The following is a 15,959-nucleotide window of genomic DNA, read 5'->3' on the forward strand; positions in this document are numbered from 1 at the left end:
ACCCACCACCCCCTCATCCAGATCATGCTCCAAGTCCACCCCACCACCCCCACCACACCACCCCACGGCCCACTGGCGGCCGACGCCATGGACCTGGCCACGGTCTACACCAAGTTCGACATGACCTTCTCCGTACGGGAGACGGCCGACGAGGACGGTGTCCCGGCGGGTCTTGACGGCGTCCTGGAGTACGCCACCGACCTCTACGAGCCTTCTGTGGCCCGCCAGTTGGCCAAGCACTTGCAGCGGGCGCTCGCCGCGGTGGCGCGGGAGCCGGAGCTGCGGGTGGACGAACTGCCGCTGCTCTCCGCGGCGGAGGAGTACCGGACGTCAGTGGAGTACAACGACACCGCACGGGCGGTGCGGACCGCACCGGTGCACCAGCTCTTCGCCGAGCAGGCCCGGCGCACCCCGCACCGCACCGCGGTGAGCTTCCGGGACTGGCGGCTGAGCTTCGCCGAACTGGACGCGATGTCCGACGCGTTGGCGCATCGGCTGATCGCCGCCGGGGTGCGGCGCGAGGACTGTGTGGGCGTGCTCCTCGAACGCGGACCGCGGCTGCTGGCAGCGGCGCTGGCGGTGCTCAAATGCGGTGCGGTCTACGTCCCCCTGGATCCCAAGCTGCCGCCCGCCCGAGTGCAGATGATCATGGAGGACACCGAGGCGCCGGTGCTGGTCAGCGAGGGCCCGCTGCTGAACTGCCCGGCCGCGGTCGCCCAGGCCGACGCGGGCACCCGGCTGCTGGACGCCGACCCGGCCGCGGCGGCGCACGACGGCACCGCGCCGGACGGCGGGGCGGACACCGGCCAAGGCGGCGGCGCCGTCCCGGTCGGCGCCCCCGACGTCGACGTCGCCGTGGATTCCGTGATGTACGTGATGTTCACCTCGGGCTCCACCGGCCGCCCCAAGGGTGTGGCCGTCACCCACCGCAATGTCGCCGAGCTGGTCGCGGACCGCTGCTGGGACCTGGACAACCACCGGCGGATGCTGGTGCACTCGGCCACCGGCTTCGACGCCTCCACCTACGAGTTGTGGGTGCCGCTGCTGAACGGCGGCGAGCTGGTGATCGCTCCGGGCGACGGCGCCGACGTCACCGAACTCGACCGTACGATCCGCGAACGGGACGTCACCGCCGCCTACTTCACCATGGGGCTGTTCCACATCATGGCGGACGAGGGCCTGGACACCCTGCGGCTGCTGCGCGAGGTGTGGACCGGCGGCGACGTGGCCTCCCCGACCGCCCTGCAACGGGTGCTGGACCACTGCCCGCGTACGGTGCTCGTGCACTCCTACGGACCCACCGAGGTCACCTTCGCCTCGCACGCCCAGCGGCTGGACCTCGACACCCGGCAGTTGCCCGGAGTGTTCCTCGGCAGTCCGCTGGACAACGTCCGCGTCCATGTCCTGGACACCGCGCTGCGCCCGGTGCCGATCGGGGTGCCCGGCGAGATGTATCTCGCGGGCGACCAGGTGGCCCGCGGCTATGTGGGCCGCCCGGCGCTCACCGCGGAGCGCTTCGTGGCCGACCCGTTCGGCGGCGACGGCGGCCGGATGTACCGCACCGGCGACCTGGTGTGCTGGACTCCCGAGGGCGAACTCCGCTTCCTGGGGCGCTCTGACGGCCAGGTGAAGCTGCGCGGTTTCCGTATCGAGCCCGGCGAGATCGAGGCGGCGCTCGCCCGGCATCCGGGCGTCGGCCAGGTCGCGGTCGTGGTCCGCGAGGACCGGCCGGGCGACAAGCGGCTGGTGGCGTACGCCGTGCCGCGGTCCGGGGCCGAAAGCGCCGTCACCGAGGGGCAGTTGCGGGACGCGGCCGCGGCGGCGCTGCCCGAGCACATGGTGCCGTCGGCATTCCTGGTGGTGGACCGCATCCCGCTGACCGTCAACGGCAAGCCGGACCGGGCGGCGCTGCCCGCCCCGGCCGCCCGCGTCACCGTCGGCGGGCGCGGCCCGCGCAACCCGCGCGAGGAGGTGCTGTGCACCCTGTTCTCCGAGATACTCGGGGTGGACGACGTCGGCATCGACGACAACTTCTTCGACCTGGGCGGGCATTCGCTGCTCGGGGTGCGGCTGGTCTCCCGGATGCGCTCGGTGCTGGGCGTCGAGCGCGGGGTGCGGGATCTGTTCCGGACTCCCACCGTGGCCGGTCTGCTGGACGAGTCCGCGGGCGCCGGGGACGGCGGCTCCATGGCGGTCATGCTGCCGTTGCGGCCGCAGGGCTCCCAGCGCCCCCTGTTCTGCCTCCATCCGGGCACCGGGATGGGCTGGCCGTACTCCGGGCTCGCCCGTCACCTGGGCAGCGACCAGCCGCTGTACGCGGTGCAGTCGCGGGCCCTGACCGAGCCGGACTACACGGCGGACAACGTCATGGAGATGGCGGCGGACTATCTGGAGCGCATCCGCCGGGTCCAGCCGCACGGCCCGTACCGGCTGCTCGGCTGGTCGTACGGCGGCACGGTGGCGCACGCGCTGACCACCCTGCTGGAGCGGCAGGGCGAGCGGGTCGAGCTGCTGGCGCTGATGGACGCCTACCCGAGGTCAGGGGACAAGGGCAGGCTCACCCTCAGCGAGAAGGACATGCTGGACCTGCTGGTGGAGGAGCCGCACGACGAACTGAACGGGCGCACCGACCCGCAGGCCGTCGGCGAGCTGATGCGCCGCCGCGACCCGGTCTTCGCCGGTTTCACCGACGACGAGCTGCTGGCCGTCATCAGGGCGTCGGTGAACCACGCGGAGATCATGTGGGACTACGACCCGGAACCCGTCGCCGCCGACCTCACCCACTTCATGGCCGTGCAGAGCAGCGATCCGCGCTACCAACCGGAAGCCTGGCGGGAGTTCACCACCGGAGAACTCGACGTGCACTACGTCGACACCACGCATCTGCGCATGGCCGACCCGGTCCCGCTGGCCGACATCGGCCGCGCCCTGGCCACCCGACTGAAGTACCTGAACGAATCGACCCTGCCCGTCCGTACCGCGACAAGGAGCTGACCGATCATGAGTGACACCGTGAACCCGTTCGACGACCCTGAGGGCACCTTCCACGTGGTGGTCAACGACGAGGGCCAGCACGCGCTGTGGCCCACGTTCGCCGAGGTACCGGCCGGGTGGGAGATCGTCCGGGAGTCCGGCGGCCGGGCGGAGAGCCTGGCCTACATCGAGGAGCACTGGACCGACATCCGCCCCAAGAGCCTGGTCGCCCAGTACAGCTGACCCGGCCCCGCCACTTTGCGCCGAGGCCGGCCGGACGCGTCAACCGCGTCCGGCCGGCCTCGGCTTTTCGCGCGTTCCGGCAGCTCAGCGGAACTCCGGTGCGGCAGCGCAATCTGCCGCTGTTACCGCCGCCCGCGACGGTGACCCGCTCATACGTTGATGGCACGAGGAAATCCCTTCTCGACCATCGGAGTTGTGATGACGCCGCCGAATCGGATGCGCACCGTCGTGGTCAGCGGCACCGCATCGGACTCGCACACCTGGAACCTGGTCTTCCTTCAGCTCTTCCTGGAGGAGCAGGGGCACCGGGTGATCAACCTCGGCCCCTGTGTGACGGCAGAGATGCTGGCCGACGCGTGCCCCGCCATCGACCCGGACCTGGTGGTGCTCAGCAGCGTCAACGGTCACGGCTACCGCGACGGGCTGAGCATGGTCACCGCGCTGCGGCAGCGGCCGGAGCTGGCCGCGCTGCCGGTGGTGATCGGCGGCAAGCTGGGCGTCGCCGGACGCCGTGACCAGGCGGCCGTCGACGGTCTGCGCGCGGCCGGGTGCCTGGCCGTACTCGACGACGGCGACCTCAACGAGCTCCGCACGCTGATCGCCGAACTGCCCGCCAGACGGCCGGACTCCGCCCCCGCGGCGCCCGTCGCCTGCCTCGGACGGGGCCAGGCATGACCGCCCCCGTCCAGTCCGGGATCGCGGCCGCTTCGATGCCCGCTCCGGCACGGGTGCCGTCCTTCGGCGGGTACGTCGCCGCCGCGGCCGCCGCCGGCCGACTGGTGGTGCAGCCTCGGATGGGGTACGACGACCCCGCCCGGATGCGGCACGGCCTGGAGCGCACCCGCGCGGCCGCCCCCGGCTCCGTCGGGACGCTGACCATCGACAGCTACACACGGGTCGGCGACACCGCGACGGCCCGCGCCTGCCTGGCCGACGGCACGCCCCTCAACGGCTACCCGATCACCGTCAGGACCGCCGAGCACACCCGCGCGCTGCTGGACGGCCTGCTCGGGCCCGGCTTCCCGGTCCAGGTGCGGCACGGCTCGTCGGCGCCCGCGGGGATCATCCGCGCGCTGACCGCCGCCGGGCTCGACGCCACCGAAGGCGGCCCCGTCTCCTACTGCCTGCCGTACGGCCGCACCCCGTTGCGCGACTCCGTGGAGAACTGGGCGCGCGGCTGTGAGCTGCTGGCCGAACTGGCGCCGCCGCCGCGCCGCCCGCACCTGGAGAGCTTCGGCGGCTGCATGCTGGGGCAGCTCTGCCCGCCCGCTCTGCTGGTGGCGCTCAGCCTGCTGGAGGGGGTCTTCTTCACCCAGCACGGCCTGCGCAGCGTCTCCCTGAGCTACGCCCAGCAGACCAGCGCCGCCCAGGACGAGGAGGCGGTACGGGCACTGCGGCGGCTGGCCGCGGAGTTCCTGCCGGCGGACACCGACTGGCATGTGGTGCTCTACACCTACATGGGGGTCTACCCCACCACCGAGCAGGGAGCGCTACGGCTGCTGGAGTGCTCCGCCGAGCTGGCGGTACGGTCCGGCGCCCAGCGGCTGATCGTCAAGACCGCCGCCGAGGCCCACCGCATCCCCACCGTGGCGGAGAACGTCACGGCGCTGCGCGCCGCGGCGTCCGCCGCCGCCCGCGCCTCGCGGCGGCTGGCCTCCGGCGGGGGCACCGCCCCCTCCGTCCTCGACGGCGCGGGGACGGAGGGGATCTACGAGCAGGCCAGGGCGTTCGTGGAGGCGGTGCTCGGTATCTGCCAGGACACCGGCCGGGCGCTGCGCACCGCGTTCGCCCGCGGCTACCTCGACATCCCCTACTGCCTGCACCCGGACAACGCCGGCCGCTCCCGCAGCTTCATCGACGCTTCCGGGCGGCTGCGCTGGTCCGCCACCGGAGCCATGCCGGTGCGTCCTGACCGTACCGCCTCCGGGTCCGCCCTCACCTCCTGGCGGCTGCTCGGCGCGCTGCACGGTATGGCCCGGATCTTCGACTCCGCCGATCCGGACGACACCGACCCGCGTCAGCTGCCCGGCGCCTGGCGCGAGCCCACCCCCGACCAGGGAGAAGACATGCCGCACTCACCCACATCACCCACCGCCCACAGCACCGCCCACAGCACCGGCACCGGCACCGGCACTCAGGCCGCCCATGCCGACACCGACGCCGACGCCAACGCCGCCGACGAGCTCACCGAGCGCACGGTGCCGCTGCCGCCGCCCCTCGGCGAGCATCTGCGCAGCCCCGTGCTCCATGACGCCATGCTGGTCCAGCAGGAAGCGCTGGCCGCCGCACGGGAGTATCTGCGCGAGCAGGGCTTCGTGGAGCTGCTGCCGCCGCTGGTCGGCCCGGTCACCGATCCGGGCGGGCGGGGCGCCAAGGCCCTGGACGTCGACTACTACGGTCGCCCGTACAAGCTGATGACCAGCGCCATCCTCTACAAGCAGGCGTCGCTGCGCGGCTTCCCCCGGCTCTTCTACGTCGCCCCCAACGTCCGGGTCGAGCCACCGGAGACGGCCGGCACCGGGCGGCACCTGGTGGAGTTCCACCAGCTCGACGTGGAGATGGCCGGGGCCAGCCGCGACGAGATCCAGGAGGTGGCCGCCGGGCTGCTCACCCAGGTGACCGCGCGGGTGTGGCAGCGTGCCGGGGCGCAGCTGCGCCGACTGGGCCGCGATGAACTGGACTTCGCCGAGCTGCTGTCGGGGAAGTTCGGCGAGTGCAGCCACGCCGAGGCGATCGCCCGGCTGCGGGCACTGGGCCACCGGCAGAGCGAGGACGCCGAGATCGACTGGCACGGCGAGCGGATGCTGTCGCTCGAGGCCGACCGGCCGTTCTTCGTCAACGACTACCCCAAGGGCTCACGCGGCTTCTACGACCGCGAGGACCCCGACCGGCCGGGCGTCCTGCGGAACTTCGACCTGATCGCGCACGGCGGCTTCGGCGAGCTGGTCAGCGGCAGCGAACGCGAGGCCGACTACGCCACGCTGGTCACCCGGATGCGGGAGAGCGGCGAGAACCCCGCGAAGTACTCCTGGTACCTGGACCTGGCCCGCGAGGGCATACCCGCCAGTGCCGGGTTCGGGATGGGCGTGCAGCGCCTGGTCCGCTTTCTGACCGGGCTGGACGCGCTCTGGCAGGTCTCGGCCTACCCGAAGCTGCCGGGGGTGCTGGCGCCGTGACCCCGAACGCGCTGGCCGCGGCCGGCTTCCCGGAGGACGAGGTCAGAGCCCGTGCCCGGCACGGCACGGCCGAGGTGTTCCCGCCCGCCGACGGCTACGGTCGCCGACTGTACGGGGCGGGTGACGCCGGATCCCGCGACATCGGCCGCGCACCCGGCGTGGCCGCCGGGCCCGGCTCCGGGCCTGTGCCCGACGCCCTGGACCAGTCGCGCCTGGTGCCCCCGGTGTTCATGCCCAGGCGGCTGGAGAAGCTGGTCGAGCTGGGCCGCGAGCCGCAGTACGAGGACGTCGAACTGGCCACCGCTGTCGGCGGGTTCCACAGCCCGCTGCCGCTGTTCCTCTCCGCCTTCGGCTCCACCAGCGCCGGTTCCGGGGATCTGTCGCTCGCGGCGAGCCGCCAGGCGGCCCGGCTCGGCATCCCCATGGTGATCGGCGAGAACATGGTCCCGGTGCACGGCTACCGCCGCGCGGCCGACGACGGTTCCCGCTCGGCGCTGCCGGCCCGCATCGCCGCGTACGCCGAGCAGCTCGCGGACCAGGTGGGCGGCGTGGTCGTGCAGCAGTCCACCGAGGACGCCGACAGCGAGGTGTGGAACCTCGTCTACAGCGACCCGGCGTCACTGCCGCTGCTGGAGTCCGGCCGCATGGCGTTCGAGCTGAAGATCGGCCAGGGCGCCAAGCCCGGCCTGGGCGGCATGACCGTGCTCGGCGACGACGCGGCCGGTCTCGAGGACCGGTTCACGGTGCGCCCGGTGTTCGGGGAGCAGGACGCGCGGCGGCTGCGCTGCGCCACTCCGGGCACGTTCACCGAGGAGATCGTCCGCCAGCAGCTCCGCTTCATGCGCAACAACTTCCCGCTGGCCAGGATCTGGCTGAAGCTCCATCCGGGGCGGGATGTGGCGCGGGCCGCGCGGATCGCCTGGGAGGCCGGGGCGGACGCGGTGACGGTGGACGGCGCCGAGGGCGGCACCGGCTGGGCCCCGCGGGTCTTTCTCGACCAAGTAGGGCTGCCGCTGGGCGAGTGCCTGCGCAGGATCGACGCCACCGGCCGGTGTCTGCTGGCCACCGGGCGCATGTGGGAAGGCGGCCGGGCGGTCCGGGCACTGGCCCTGGGCGCCCGCGCGGTCGGTCTTGGGCGCGCGGCGCTGCTCGCGGTGGACGAGGACCCGGAGCTGGGTCTCGTCCGGCTGGCCGAGGCCCTGGCCCTGGAGATCCGGCTGCTGGTCAGCGCCGTGGGCAAGTACCGCGCCGACGACCTGGACCCGGATGACCTGTGGTGGCCGGAGCCGGCCGGCGGGCCGTACGCGGGCGCCACCGGCGCACGGACCCCGGAGCCGGACGCCACGACGCCCACCGGCGGCACGCCCGCCGCCGGTCCCGAGCAGCCGGGGCCCGCCCGCCGTTTCCCCTGGGAGAGATCATGACCGCGCTTCTCGACGTCGCCTGCCATCTGCCGCCCGACCCGGTCCCGATCGAGTCGGTGGCCGGGCCCGAGGAACATCGGCAACTGCGGCTGTTCCGCCGCTTCTTCGGCCTCGACCAGGTGCACCGGGCCCCGGACAGCGCGCTGTACGAGCTGCACGCCGCCGCCGCCGGACAGCTGACGAAGCTACGCGGCCAGGAACACCGGGTGCGCTATGTGGCGCTGGCCCGCAGCATGACCAACCACGCCGTCACCGACGGGCAGCCCCCGGAGCAGCTCTGCCGGGAGCTGGGCCTGCCGAACGCGGTGGCGTTCACGGTCACCCAGCACGCCTGTGCGGCCGGGCTCCTCGCGGTCCACCTGGTCGGCGATCTGCTGGCCGCGGACGGCGACCCGGACGCGCTCGGCCTCGTACTGACCGGCGAGCACCCCACGTCGTCCGGCATGCAGCTGATCCCGCGCAGCACGGTGCTGGGCGCGGCCACCGCCGCCGTCCTGGTCGCCCCCGACGGCGAACGCGACCAGCTGCTGAGCTATGTCGCCCACACCCGCGGCGGCTACTCGGCCATTCCGCCGGTACCGGTGGACCAGGGCTTCTTCGCGGATCACCAGGAGGCCCTCAGGTCCACCATCGAGGAGGCCGCCGACACGGCCGGGGTCGCGCTGCGCGACCTCGCGCTGATCCTGCCGCACAACGTCAACACCACGGTGTGGCACAAGCTCTGCGAGGAGCACGGTCTCGACGTGGACCCGGAGCGCATCCTGCTGGACAACGTGCCGGTCACCGGCCACTGCTTCGCCGCCGACAGCTACCTCAACTGGGTGACCGCCACCGGCCGCGGGCTGCTGGCGCCGGGCGACCTCTATCTGATGGTCGGCGTCGGCCTGGGCGCCACCTACTCCGCCGCGGTCTTCCGCCACTGACCTCCACCGTCCCCGACCCAAGGACCCGCCATGCCTCCGCTCCCGCAGAGCCTGACCTTCACCCAGGGCGTCAAGCACGCCTGCGCCCAGCCCCCGGAAACCCCCTTCGTCCTGCTCGGCAACTTCGAGGTCGAGGACGAATGGGCCAAGGGCGAGACCGGCCTGCCCTCCGTGGGCGGACGCGCGTCAGCCGCGATCGTCAACCGGATGGACGAGTTCACCCTGCTCCTGGCCGGGGAGGACGACCAGGTGATCCTCAAGTCCGCGCCGGACGCGGGCTATCTGGACTACCTCCGGGAACTGGGCCTGCATCTGCCCGGCGTACTGGTGACCGACGTCAACGATCCGGCCCGTACGGTCAGTCAGGACGCGGTGGACTCCCCCCTGCTCCAGGAGCGGCTGCGGGAGCTGGCGCACACGGGCGCGCGGCTGTGGCCGCACGGCATGTCGGCCGTCGAGGAGCGGCTGTGCGAACAGACCGGCCTGCGGTCGGCGTTGCCGCCCGCCTCGCTGGTGAAGACCGTCAACAGCAAGATCTACAGTCGGCGGCTGGCGCACTCCCTGGACCTGCCGCAGGCGCGCGGCTGGACCTGCTCCAGTGTCGAGGAGTTCGCCGAGGTCGCCGAAGAGGCCGTCGCCACCTCGCTCGCCGCCGGGCGGCGCGTCGGCGTCAAGGACGCCTACGGAGTGTCCGGCAAGGGCATCGTGGTGATCGACGACGAGCGGCGGATGCGCCAGCTGGTCCGGATGACCCAGCGCACCGCGGCGAAGACCGGCAGCCCCTGGCTGTCGCTGGTGGTCGAGGAGTGGGCGGACAAGGCCGTCGACCTCAACTACCACTTCACGGTGGGCGTCGACGGCGCGGTCCGGTTCGACTTCGTCAAGGAAGCCCTCACCGACAAGGGCGTGCACAAGGGCCACCGCTTCCCGGCCCGGATCAGCGACCGGCACCGCGCCGAAGTGGAGGAGTACGCGGGGCGGATCGGCGCGCGGATGGCCGCCGACGGCTTCCACGGCGTGGTGGGCGTGGACGCCATCGTCACCACCAGCGAGGAACTGCTGCCGGTGCTGGAGATCAACGCCCGTAACAACATGTCGACGTACCAGACCGGTCTGCAGGAGCGCTTCATGCCGCCCGGCACGGTCGGGCTGGCCCGCCAGTACGAGCTACGGCTCGCGGGCCGCCGGGACTTCGGCTGGCTGCGCCGCACCCTCGGCGGGCTGCTCTTCACCCCGGACACCGGGCGCGGCCTGCTGGTCAACAACTTCGCCACCGTCAACGCCGCCGCCGCGGACGACGGCCGCCCGCACCAAGGCCGCCTGTACGGCCTGCTGATCGCCGCCGACCAGGCCGAACTGGACGCCCTGGACGCCACCATCGCCACCCGACTGCGGAAGGAACAGCCCGACCATGTCTGAACCGACCCCACGGCCCGCACCCGGCACCCCCCGCGCGGGCGCCGCGCGGCGCACCCCGCCGCCTCCCGGACCGCCCGCCCCCGCCGGACCGTTCACCGTCCAGGGCATCGGCATCGGGGAACTGGCCGAGCGCTTCGGCACCCCGCTGTACGTCTACGACGGCGAGGTCATCGCCCGGCAGTTCGGACGGCTGCGCGAGCTGCTGCACCCCGCTGTGGAGATGTTCTACTCGCTCAAGGCCAACCCCAACGTCAGCGTCTGCGCGCTGCTGCACTCCCTCGGCGCGCGCGCCGAGGTGTCCTCGCTGACCGAGCTGGTCACCGCGCGACGGGCCGGTGTCCCCGCCGACCAGACCCTGTTCCTGGGCCCCGGCAAGAGCCGCGCCGAGATCACCGCCTGTCTCAAGGACGGCATCACCCTGATCTGCGAGTCGTTCGGCGAGCTCGCCCTGATCGACGAGCTGGCCGGGGAGCTGGGCCGCACGGCCGATGTGGTGCTGCGGGTCAACCCCGGCTTCGCGGTCAAGGGCGGTGGGCTGACCATGGGCGGCAAGCCCCGCCAGTTCGGCATCGACGAGCAGGCCCTGTGGGACGCCCCTGAGCTGGCCGCCCGGCACCGCGCGGTCCGGCTGTGCGGCTTCCAGGTGTATCTGGGCACCCGCATCCTGTCCGCCGCTGTCATCGAGGAGAACACCCGGCGCATCCTGGACCTGGCCGAGCGGCTTTCGGACCACCTGGGCGTGCCGCTGGAGACCGTGGACGTCGGCGGCGGCCTGGGCGTCGCCTACTTCCCCGGCGAGCAGGACCTGGACGCGGCGGAGGTGGCCACTCTGGTCAACCCGCTGTTCGCCGCCTTCGCCGCACACCACCCGGACACCCGGCTGGTGATGGAGCTGGGCCGCTATCTGGTGGGCCACAGCGGCACCTATGTGACGCGGGTGCGCTATGTGAAGGAATCCATGGGCGAGCGCTTCGCGGTCGCCGACGGCGGCACCAACCACCACATGGCGGCGGTCGGCATCGGTTCCTTCGTCAAGCGCAACTTCCCGATGGGGCTGCTGGGCCGGGCCGCGACGGCGCCGGACACGGAGTGGAACGTCACCGGTCCGCTGTGCACCCCCAACGACACCGTCGGCAAGGCCGTGCGGCTCCCCGCCGACCTCGCTCCCGGCGACCTCATCGGGGTGTCCCGCTCCGGCGCGTACGGCCCCACCGCGTCGCCGGTGCACTTCCTCAGCCACGGCTACCCGGCCGAGGTGCTGGTACACGACGGCCGGGCCCGGCTGATCCGCAGCCGGGACGACGCCGAGAGCATGCTCGGCCACCAGATCCTGCACGACTTCGGCGCCGAAGCGGACGCGGCGGCCTAGGACCTGCTTCCCTCCCCGCGTCGTCCCCTCGCGTCGCCCCCCGAAACCCGACCCGCTGTCCGTTCCACACCGCTGCACACCGCTGCACACCATTCGAGCCAAGGAGAATCCCATGACCGCCGTCGCCGCGCACACCGACCAGCAGGAGCTGGTGAACACCCTCATCGAGGCCCTGTCCGAGGTACTGGGCGAGCCGCTGCCGGACGCCACCGAGCACACCCGGCTCTTCGACGAGCTGCACCTGGACTCCACCAGTGTGCTGACCCTGCTGATGACGCTGGAGGACACTCTGGGCCTGGAGGTCGACCCGGAGAGCCTGGAGCAGCACCACCTGGAGACGGTCGGCGCGCTCGCCGGCTACGTCACCGAGATCCGGTGACCGGTGCCTGCCTTCCAGCGCCCGGAGGCGGGCCGCGGCCGACGTGCTGACGCCGTGGCCCCCCGTCTGGAACGCGCCCTCACCCTGACCTTTCCCGCGGATGCCGCGGACCTGCCGGGGCCCTCGGCGGCCGAACTGGACGCGGCCCGATCCCACTGGGACGAGATGGCCGGTCGGGCTCTGCCCGACTGGCTCCCCGACGACGCGGTCGGCTACCAGGAGATGGTCCGGGCCGCGGCCCGGTCGCTCGGCCCCGGCACGCTGGCCGGCCTCGACCTGATCGTGCTCGCCATGGGCGTGCCCGACTGGCGTCACGAGACCATGCCGGGCTCCGTCCTGGCGCACCTGACCGGCACCGACCCGCTGGTGCTCGGGGTGTCCGAGCAGGGCCCCGCCGCGCCGTTCACCGCGCTGCGGATCGCCGCCTCACGGCTGGCGACCGGCCGGAGCCGCCGGGCCCTGGTGCTGGCGCTGGAGCAGCCCACCCTGCCGCCCTGCCCGGTCGGCGGGCAGCGCCCCGGCGCCGCGTCGGCGGTGGCGCTGCTGCTGGCCGCCGACGCGGGGCCGGGTCCCCGGCTCGGCCCGGTCCGGATATCCGTAGCGGCCCGTCGGGGCGACCCGTCGGCCGCCGGGCCGCCGCCCGAGCCGTGTCTCGGCGGGTACGGCCCGGCCCGCACGGTGTTCGCCGGGACCGGACTCGCCGAACTCGCCCCGGCCCCCGGCGTCCGGCTGGTCACCGCCGATCCGCTGCTGCCGACCACCGGCGTCTGGGCCGAGCTGGCCCGGTGGGCCGCGACCGGTCCCGACGACGGCGCGACGGTGCTGGTGGCCGACCGCGACCCGGCGCTGCCCTACCACTGCGCGGTGCCGCTGACCTGGACGAAGGCGGCCCTGGACCCGCACGTCCGCACTCCGGGCGCGTCTGCGGACGTCCCGTGGCCCGCGCCGGAGAAGGAGCTTGTGACATGACCCCGCTCGCCCCACCGTCGACGTCACCGCCGTCGACGTCCTCACCGCCCGCGCCCGCGCCGTCGGTCGCCCAGCTCGCCGCGCTCGCCCGTGACGAGGGGCTCGTCCCGGCGCTGCTCGCCCTGCATCGCACGGTCACCCCCGCGGTGCTGCCCGCCGGGCCCGGCGGGCATCTGCTGGTGCCCGCCACGCTCGCCGCCGAACCCCGCTACACCTCCCCGGACGGGCCGCGCGCCCGCACCTCCGGCGCCTCCCTGGAGCGGCTGGGCCGGGTGCGCGGCGGGCCGCGCCACACGGACGGCTGGCTGGAGGCTCTGCGGATCGACGGCGCGGGCCCGGCGCCGGGCGCCGACGGCGCCGCCTGGGCGGCCGGGCTGCTGGCCGTCCGGCTCGGCACCGCCGACGCCCTGCTGCGCACCGCCGCCGACCGGCTCCGGGACCGCACCGTACGGCAGGGTTCGGGCGCCGTCGCCGTCCTGTCGCTGCCGATGGTCCGCGGCATGGTCGGCGAGGCCGCCGCCGCACTGGCCGAGGCCCGCGCCCTGGCCGCGGACGTCGACGCCCCGGCCGCGCTCCGCCGGGCGCACCGGGCCGTCGACGCCTGCGGACGGATCTGCCTGCAGCTGTACGGCGCCCACGGATTCCTGACCGACGGTCCGGGCAGCACCGTGCGCGCCTCGGAACTGCTCGCCGAGGTCTACTCCCCCGCCGACGCCGCGACCGAGGAGCCGTGATGGCCGCCCCCGCCCCCGCTCTCGTCCCCGCCCCGCCCGCCGTCCCCGCCCACCGGCTGCGTGCCGCCGTCCGGGAACTGGCCCGGCCGCTGCGGGAGGTGTCGCTGACGGTGGACCGCGACCCGGCGCTGCTGCCGGGCCTGGTGTCCGAGTCCCTGCCCTGGCGGCAGCTCGCCGGGCTGCCAGCGGAGTGCCGTCCGACGCCGATACGGGTGGACGGCCAGCCCGTCACCGGTGAGAGCTGCTCCGAACAGACCGTCATCTGGGAGGAGTTGGCACGCGCCGACGCGGGCGTCGCACTCGGACTGCCGGGCCCGGCGATGTCCGGCCGGATGATCGCCGAACTCGCCGACGCCGGGCAGCGGGAGCGCTACTACGGGCTGCTCGCGAGGCCCGAACCCGTCTGGACGTTCTTCGGGATGACCGAGCCGGAGCACGGCTCCGACCCGGCGTCGATGCGTACGGCGCTCGTCGACGCCCCCGACGGCGGGCTCCGGCTGACCGGCGTCAAGCGGTTCATCGGCAACGGGGCGCGAGCCGCCGTCGGGGTCGTCTTCGCCCGCCGACGGCCGGGGCCGCTGGGCCTGGCCGCGGTGCTGCTGGAGACCGACCGGACCGGGTTCACGGCGACGCCCCTGGACACCCTCGGGGTGCGCGGCCTGGAGCTGAGCGAACTGCGGCTGTCCGGGGTGCCGGTGACCGAGGACGACATCCTCGGCCGACACCGCAGCGCGACCCGGCGCGGCATGTGGGCGGCGACCCGCACCTTCAACCGCTTCCGCCCGGTGGTCGCCGCGCTGGCCCTGGGCGTCGCCCAGGCCGCGCACGACTACGCCGAGGAAAACCTGCGGACCGCTCCGGGGGCGCTGCGCGGCTACCGGGCGCATGACTTCCACGGGCGGCTCACCGGCGTACGGGCGATGGTGGCCGCGGCGGCCGCGGCGGCCGACCGCGACCCCGGCTCGGGCACGGCGGCCTCCGCCGCCAAGCTCCGCGCCACCCGTCTCGCCGAGGAGGTGACGGCGCGGGCGGCCCAGGCGCTGGGGCCCGGCGCGCGCTGGGAGCACCCGCTTCTCGACAAGTGGACGCGTGACGCGCGGGCGTTCGAGTTCATGGAGGGCACCTCCAACGTCCAACGGCTCGGCATCGCCCAGGCCCGTCTCCAGGAACGGGGAGGTGAGCGCCGTGCCCACGCGGCCTGACACCCCGGTCTCCGGCTACCGCGCCCCGGCCGCCGCGCCGGGCGTACCGCCGGGCATCGACCTCTGGCTGATCCCGCTGGACGACGGCCCGCCCAGTGCCGTGGCCGGACCCGGCGCGCCGTCGGCCACGCCGTCCGCGGTGCTGAGCACGGCGGAGCTGGACCGGGCGCGGGCCCTGCGCGATCCGGACACGGCGCGCAGGTTCACCGTGGCCCATGCCGCGGTCCGTACGGTACTCGGCGGCTATCTGCGTCGGCCGCCGGCCGCGCTGCGCTGGACGACCACGGAACACGGCAAACCGGTCTTCGCGGGCGAACTCCGCGACTGGCACTGGAGCCTGAGCCGTTCGGGCGGCTACGCGCTGCTGGCCGTCACCCGTGGCGCGGCGGTCGGCGCGGACATCGAACGGGTCGGCGACGGCGTCCGTGGCGCGCTGCCGCTCGCCCTGCGGTATCTGCCGCCCGACGAGGCCGCGGCGGTGGCCGCGGCCCGCGGTCCGCACGGTCGGCGCACCGCGTACCACCGGCTGCTCGCCCGCAAGGAGGCCTGCGTCAAGTCTGTCGGCGGGCGTCTGCTGGAAGGGCTGCGGCTGCCGGTGCTGCGACCGGGTCCGGTGGCGGCCCGTGGTTTCCGCTGGTTCCTGCATGACCTGCCCGCGCCGCCCGGCTATGTGGCGGCGGTCGCCGCCGCCACGCGGACGCCGGGGCCGCTGCGGCTGTTCGCCTGGCCGCCGTCCGGGGCGCGCACCCGGACGCCGTCGACCGGGGCGGTGTCATGCTGACCCCGGCGTCGGCCGACCGCCGTCGGCCGCCGCGCCCACGCCGCACCGTGTGCGGGCGGCGGCTGCCGGGCGGCAGTGTGCAGGCGCGCTTCGTGCCGTCCGCGCTGCCGCCGGTCACCGTCCGGTCGGCCTGTGCCCAGGAGGCCGCGCGCGCGGCGGTCCTGGCGCTGACGTCCTTCGGCTACGGCCATCTCGGCGGGCGTCTGGAGATCACCGTCCGGTGCCGCGGCCCGATGACGGGACCCGCGCGCCGCGCGCTCCTTCGCGCGCAGCGGCTGGCCGCGACCCGAGCCGTGAGCGCCGCTCTGCGCGGCGGACCGCGCACGGTACGCGTCCGCGTCTGTCCGCCGCCCTAGACCGGTCCGGC

The 15,959-nt window shown here is 74.1% G+C and carries 14 protein-coding genes; all 14 read left to right on the top strand.

Annotated features, from left to right (window positions below):
• Positions 1 to 2,994 (top strand): non-ribosomal peptide synthetase (locus ACX6XY_RS26570; RefSeq protein ID WP_460335902.1); only part of this gene is annotated, 2,994 nt, incomplete at its 5' end.
• Positions 2,995 to 3,000: 6 nt separating this feature from the next.
• A complete protein-coding gene (locus tag ACX6XY_RS26575; RefSeq protein WP_460335905.1) occupies positions 3,001 to 3,216 on the top strand; it encodes an MbtH family protein in 216 nt (71 codons plus the stop codon).
• A gap of 198 nt (positions 3,217 to 3,414) precedes the next feature.
• Entirely contained in the window at positions 3,415 to 3,891 is a 477-nt protein-coding gene (locus ACX6XY_RS26580; RefSeq protein WP_460335908.1) for a cobalamin B12-binding domain-containing protein, read from the top strand.
• Entirely contained in the window at positions 3,888 to 6,392 is a 2,505-nt protein-coding gene (locus tag ACX6XY_RS26585; RefSeq protein ID WP_460335911.1) for an amino acid--tRNA ligase-related protein, read from the top strand. Before ACX6XY_RS26580 ends, ACX6XY_RS26585 begins: the two co-directional genes overlap by 4 nt.
• Positions 6,389 to 7,816 carry a glutamate synthase-related protein gene (locus tag ACX6XY_RS26590; RefSeq protein WP_460335913.1) on the top strand — a complete coding sequence of 476 codons (1,428 nt, stop codon included), beginning with the start codon at positions 6,389 to 6,391 and terminating at the stop codon, positions 7,814 to 7,816. Before ACX6XY_RS26585 ends, ACX6XY_RS26590 begins: the two co-directional genes overlap by 4 nt.
• Positions 7,813 to 8,739: a 3-oxoacyl-[acyl-carrier-protein] synthase III C-terminal domain-containing protein gene (locus ACX6XY_RS26595; protein ID WP_460335916.1), complete on the top strand. Its 927-nt coding sequence runs from the start codon at positions 7,813 to 7,815 to the stop codon at positions 8,737 to 8,739. The genes ACX6XY_RS26590 and ACX6XY_RS26595 overlap by 4 nt, the downstream gene beginning before the upstream one ends.
• Positions 8,740 to 8,769: 30 nt before the next feature.
• Positions 8,770 to 10,158 carry a preATP grasp domain-containing protein gene (locus tag ACX6XY_RS26600; RefSeq protein ID WP_460335919.1) on the top strand — a complete coding sequence of 463 codons (1,389 nt, stop codon included), beginning with the start codon at positions 8,770 to 8,772 and terminating at the stop codon, positions 10,156 to 10,158.
• Positions 10,151 to 11,527, top strand: coding sequence for a type III PLP-dependent enzyme (locus ACX6XY_RS26605; protein WP_460335922.1), 1,377 nt, complete (start codon positions 10,151 to 10,153; stop codon positions 11,525 to 11,527). Before ACX6XY_RS26600 ends, ACX6XY_RS26605 begins: the two co-directional genes overlap by 8 nt.
• 112 nt (positions 11,528 to 11,639) lie before the next feature.
• Positions 11,640 to 11,906 (top strand): acyl carrier protein, encoded by a 267-nt coding sequence (locus ACX6XY_RS26610; RefSeq protein ID WP_460335925.1) that lies wholly within the window; start codon positions 11,640 to 11,642, stop codon positions 11,904 to 11,906.
• Between the two features lie 54 nt (positions 11,907 to 11,960).
• Complete coding sequence (locus ACX6XY_RS26615; protein WP_460335928.1) at positions 11,961 to 12,875, top strand: hypothetical protein; 915 nt, start codon at positions 11,961 to 11,963, stop codon at positions 12,873 to 12,875.
• A complete protein-coding gene (locus ACX6XY_RS26620; protein WP_460335930.1) occupies positions 12,872 to 13,609 on the top strand; it encodes an acyl-CoA dehydrogenase family protein in 738 nt (245 codons plus the stop codon). Before ACX6XY_RS26615 ends, ACX6XY_RS26620 begins: the two co-directional genes overlap by 4 nt.
• Positions 13,609 to 14,811 carry an acyl-CoA dehydrogenase family protein gene (locus tag ACX6XY_RS26625; RefSeq protein WP_460335933.1) on the top strand — a complete coding sequence of 401 codons (1,203 nt, stop codon included), beginning with the start codon at positions 13,609 to 13,611 and terminating at the stop codon, positions 14,809 to 14,811. The genes ACX6XY_RS26620 and ACX6XY_RS26625 overlap by 1 nt, the downstream gene beginning before the upstream one ends.
• A complete protein-coding gene (locus ACX6XY_RS26630) occupies positions 14,795 to 15,592 on the top strand; it encodes a 4'-phosphopantetheinyl transferase family protein (RefSeq protein WP_460335935.1) in 798 nt (265 codons plus the stop codon). Before ACX6XY_RS26625 ends, ACX6XY_RS26630 begins: the two co-directional genes overlap by 17 nt.
• Complete coding sequence (locus ACX6XY_RS26635) at positions 15,586 to 15,948, top strand: hypothetical protein (RefSeq protein WP_460335938.1); 363 nt, start codon at positions 15,586 to 15,588, stop codon at positions 15,946 to 15,948. The genes ACX6XY_RS26630 and ACX6XY_RS26635 overlap by 7 nt, the downstream gene beginning before the upstream one ends.
• Positions 15,949 to 15,959: the final 11 nt, after the last annotated feature.

The sequence above is a fragment of the Streptomyces sp. O3 genome (genome assembly GCF_054788135.1).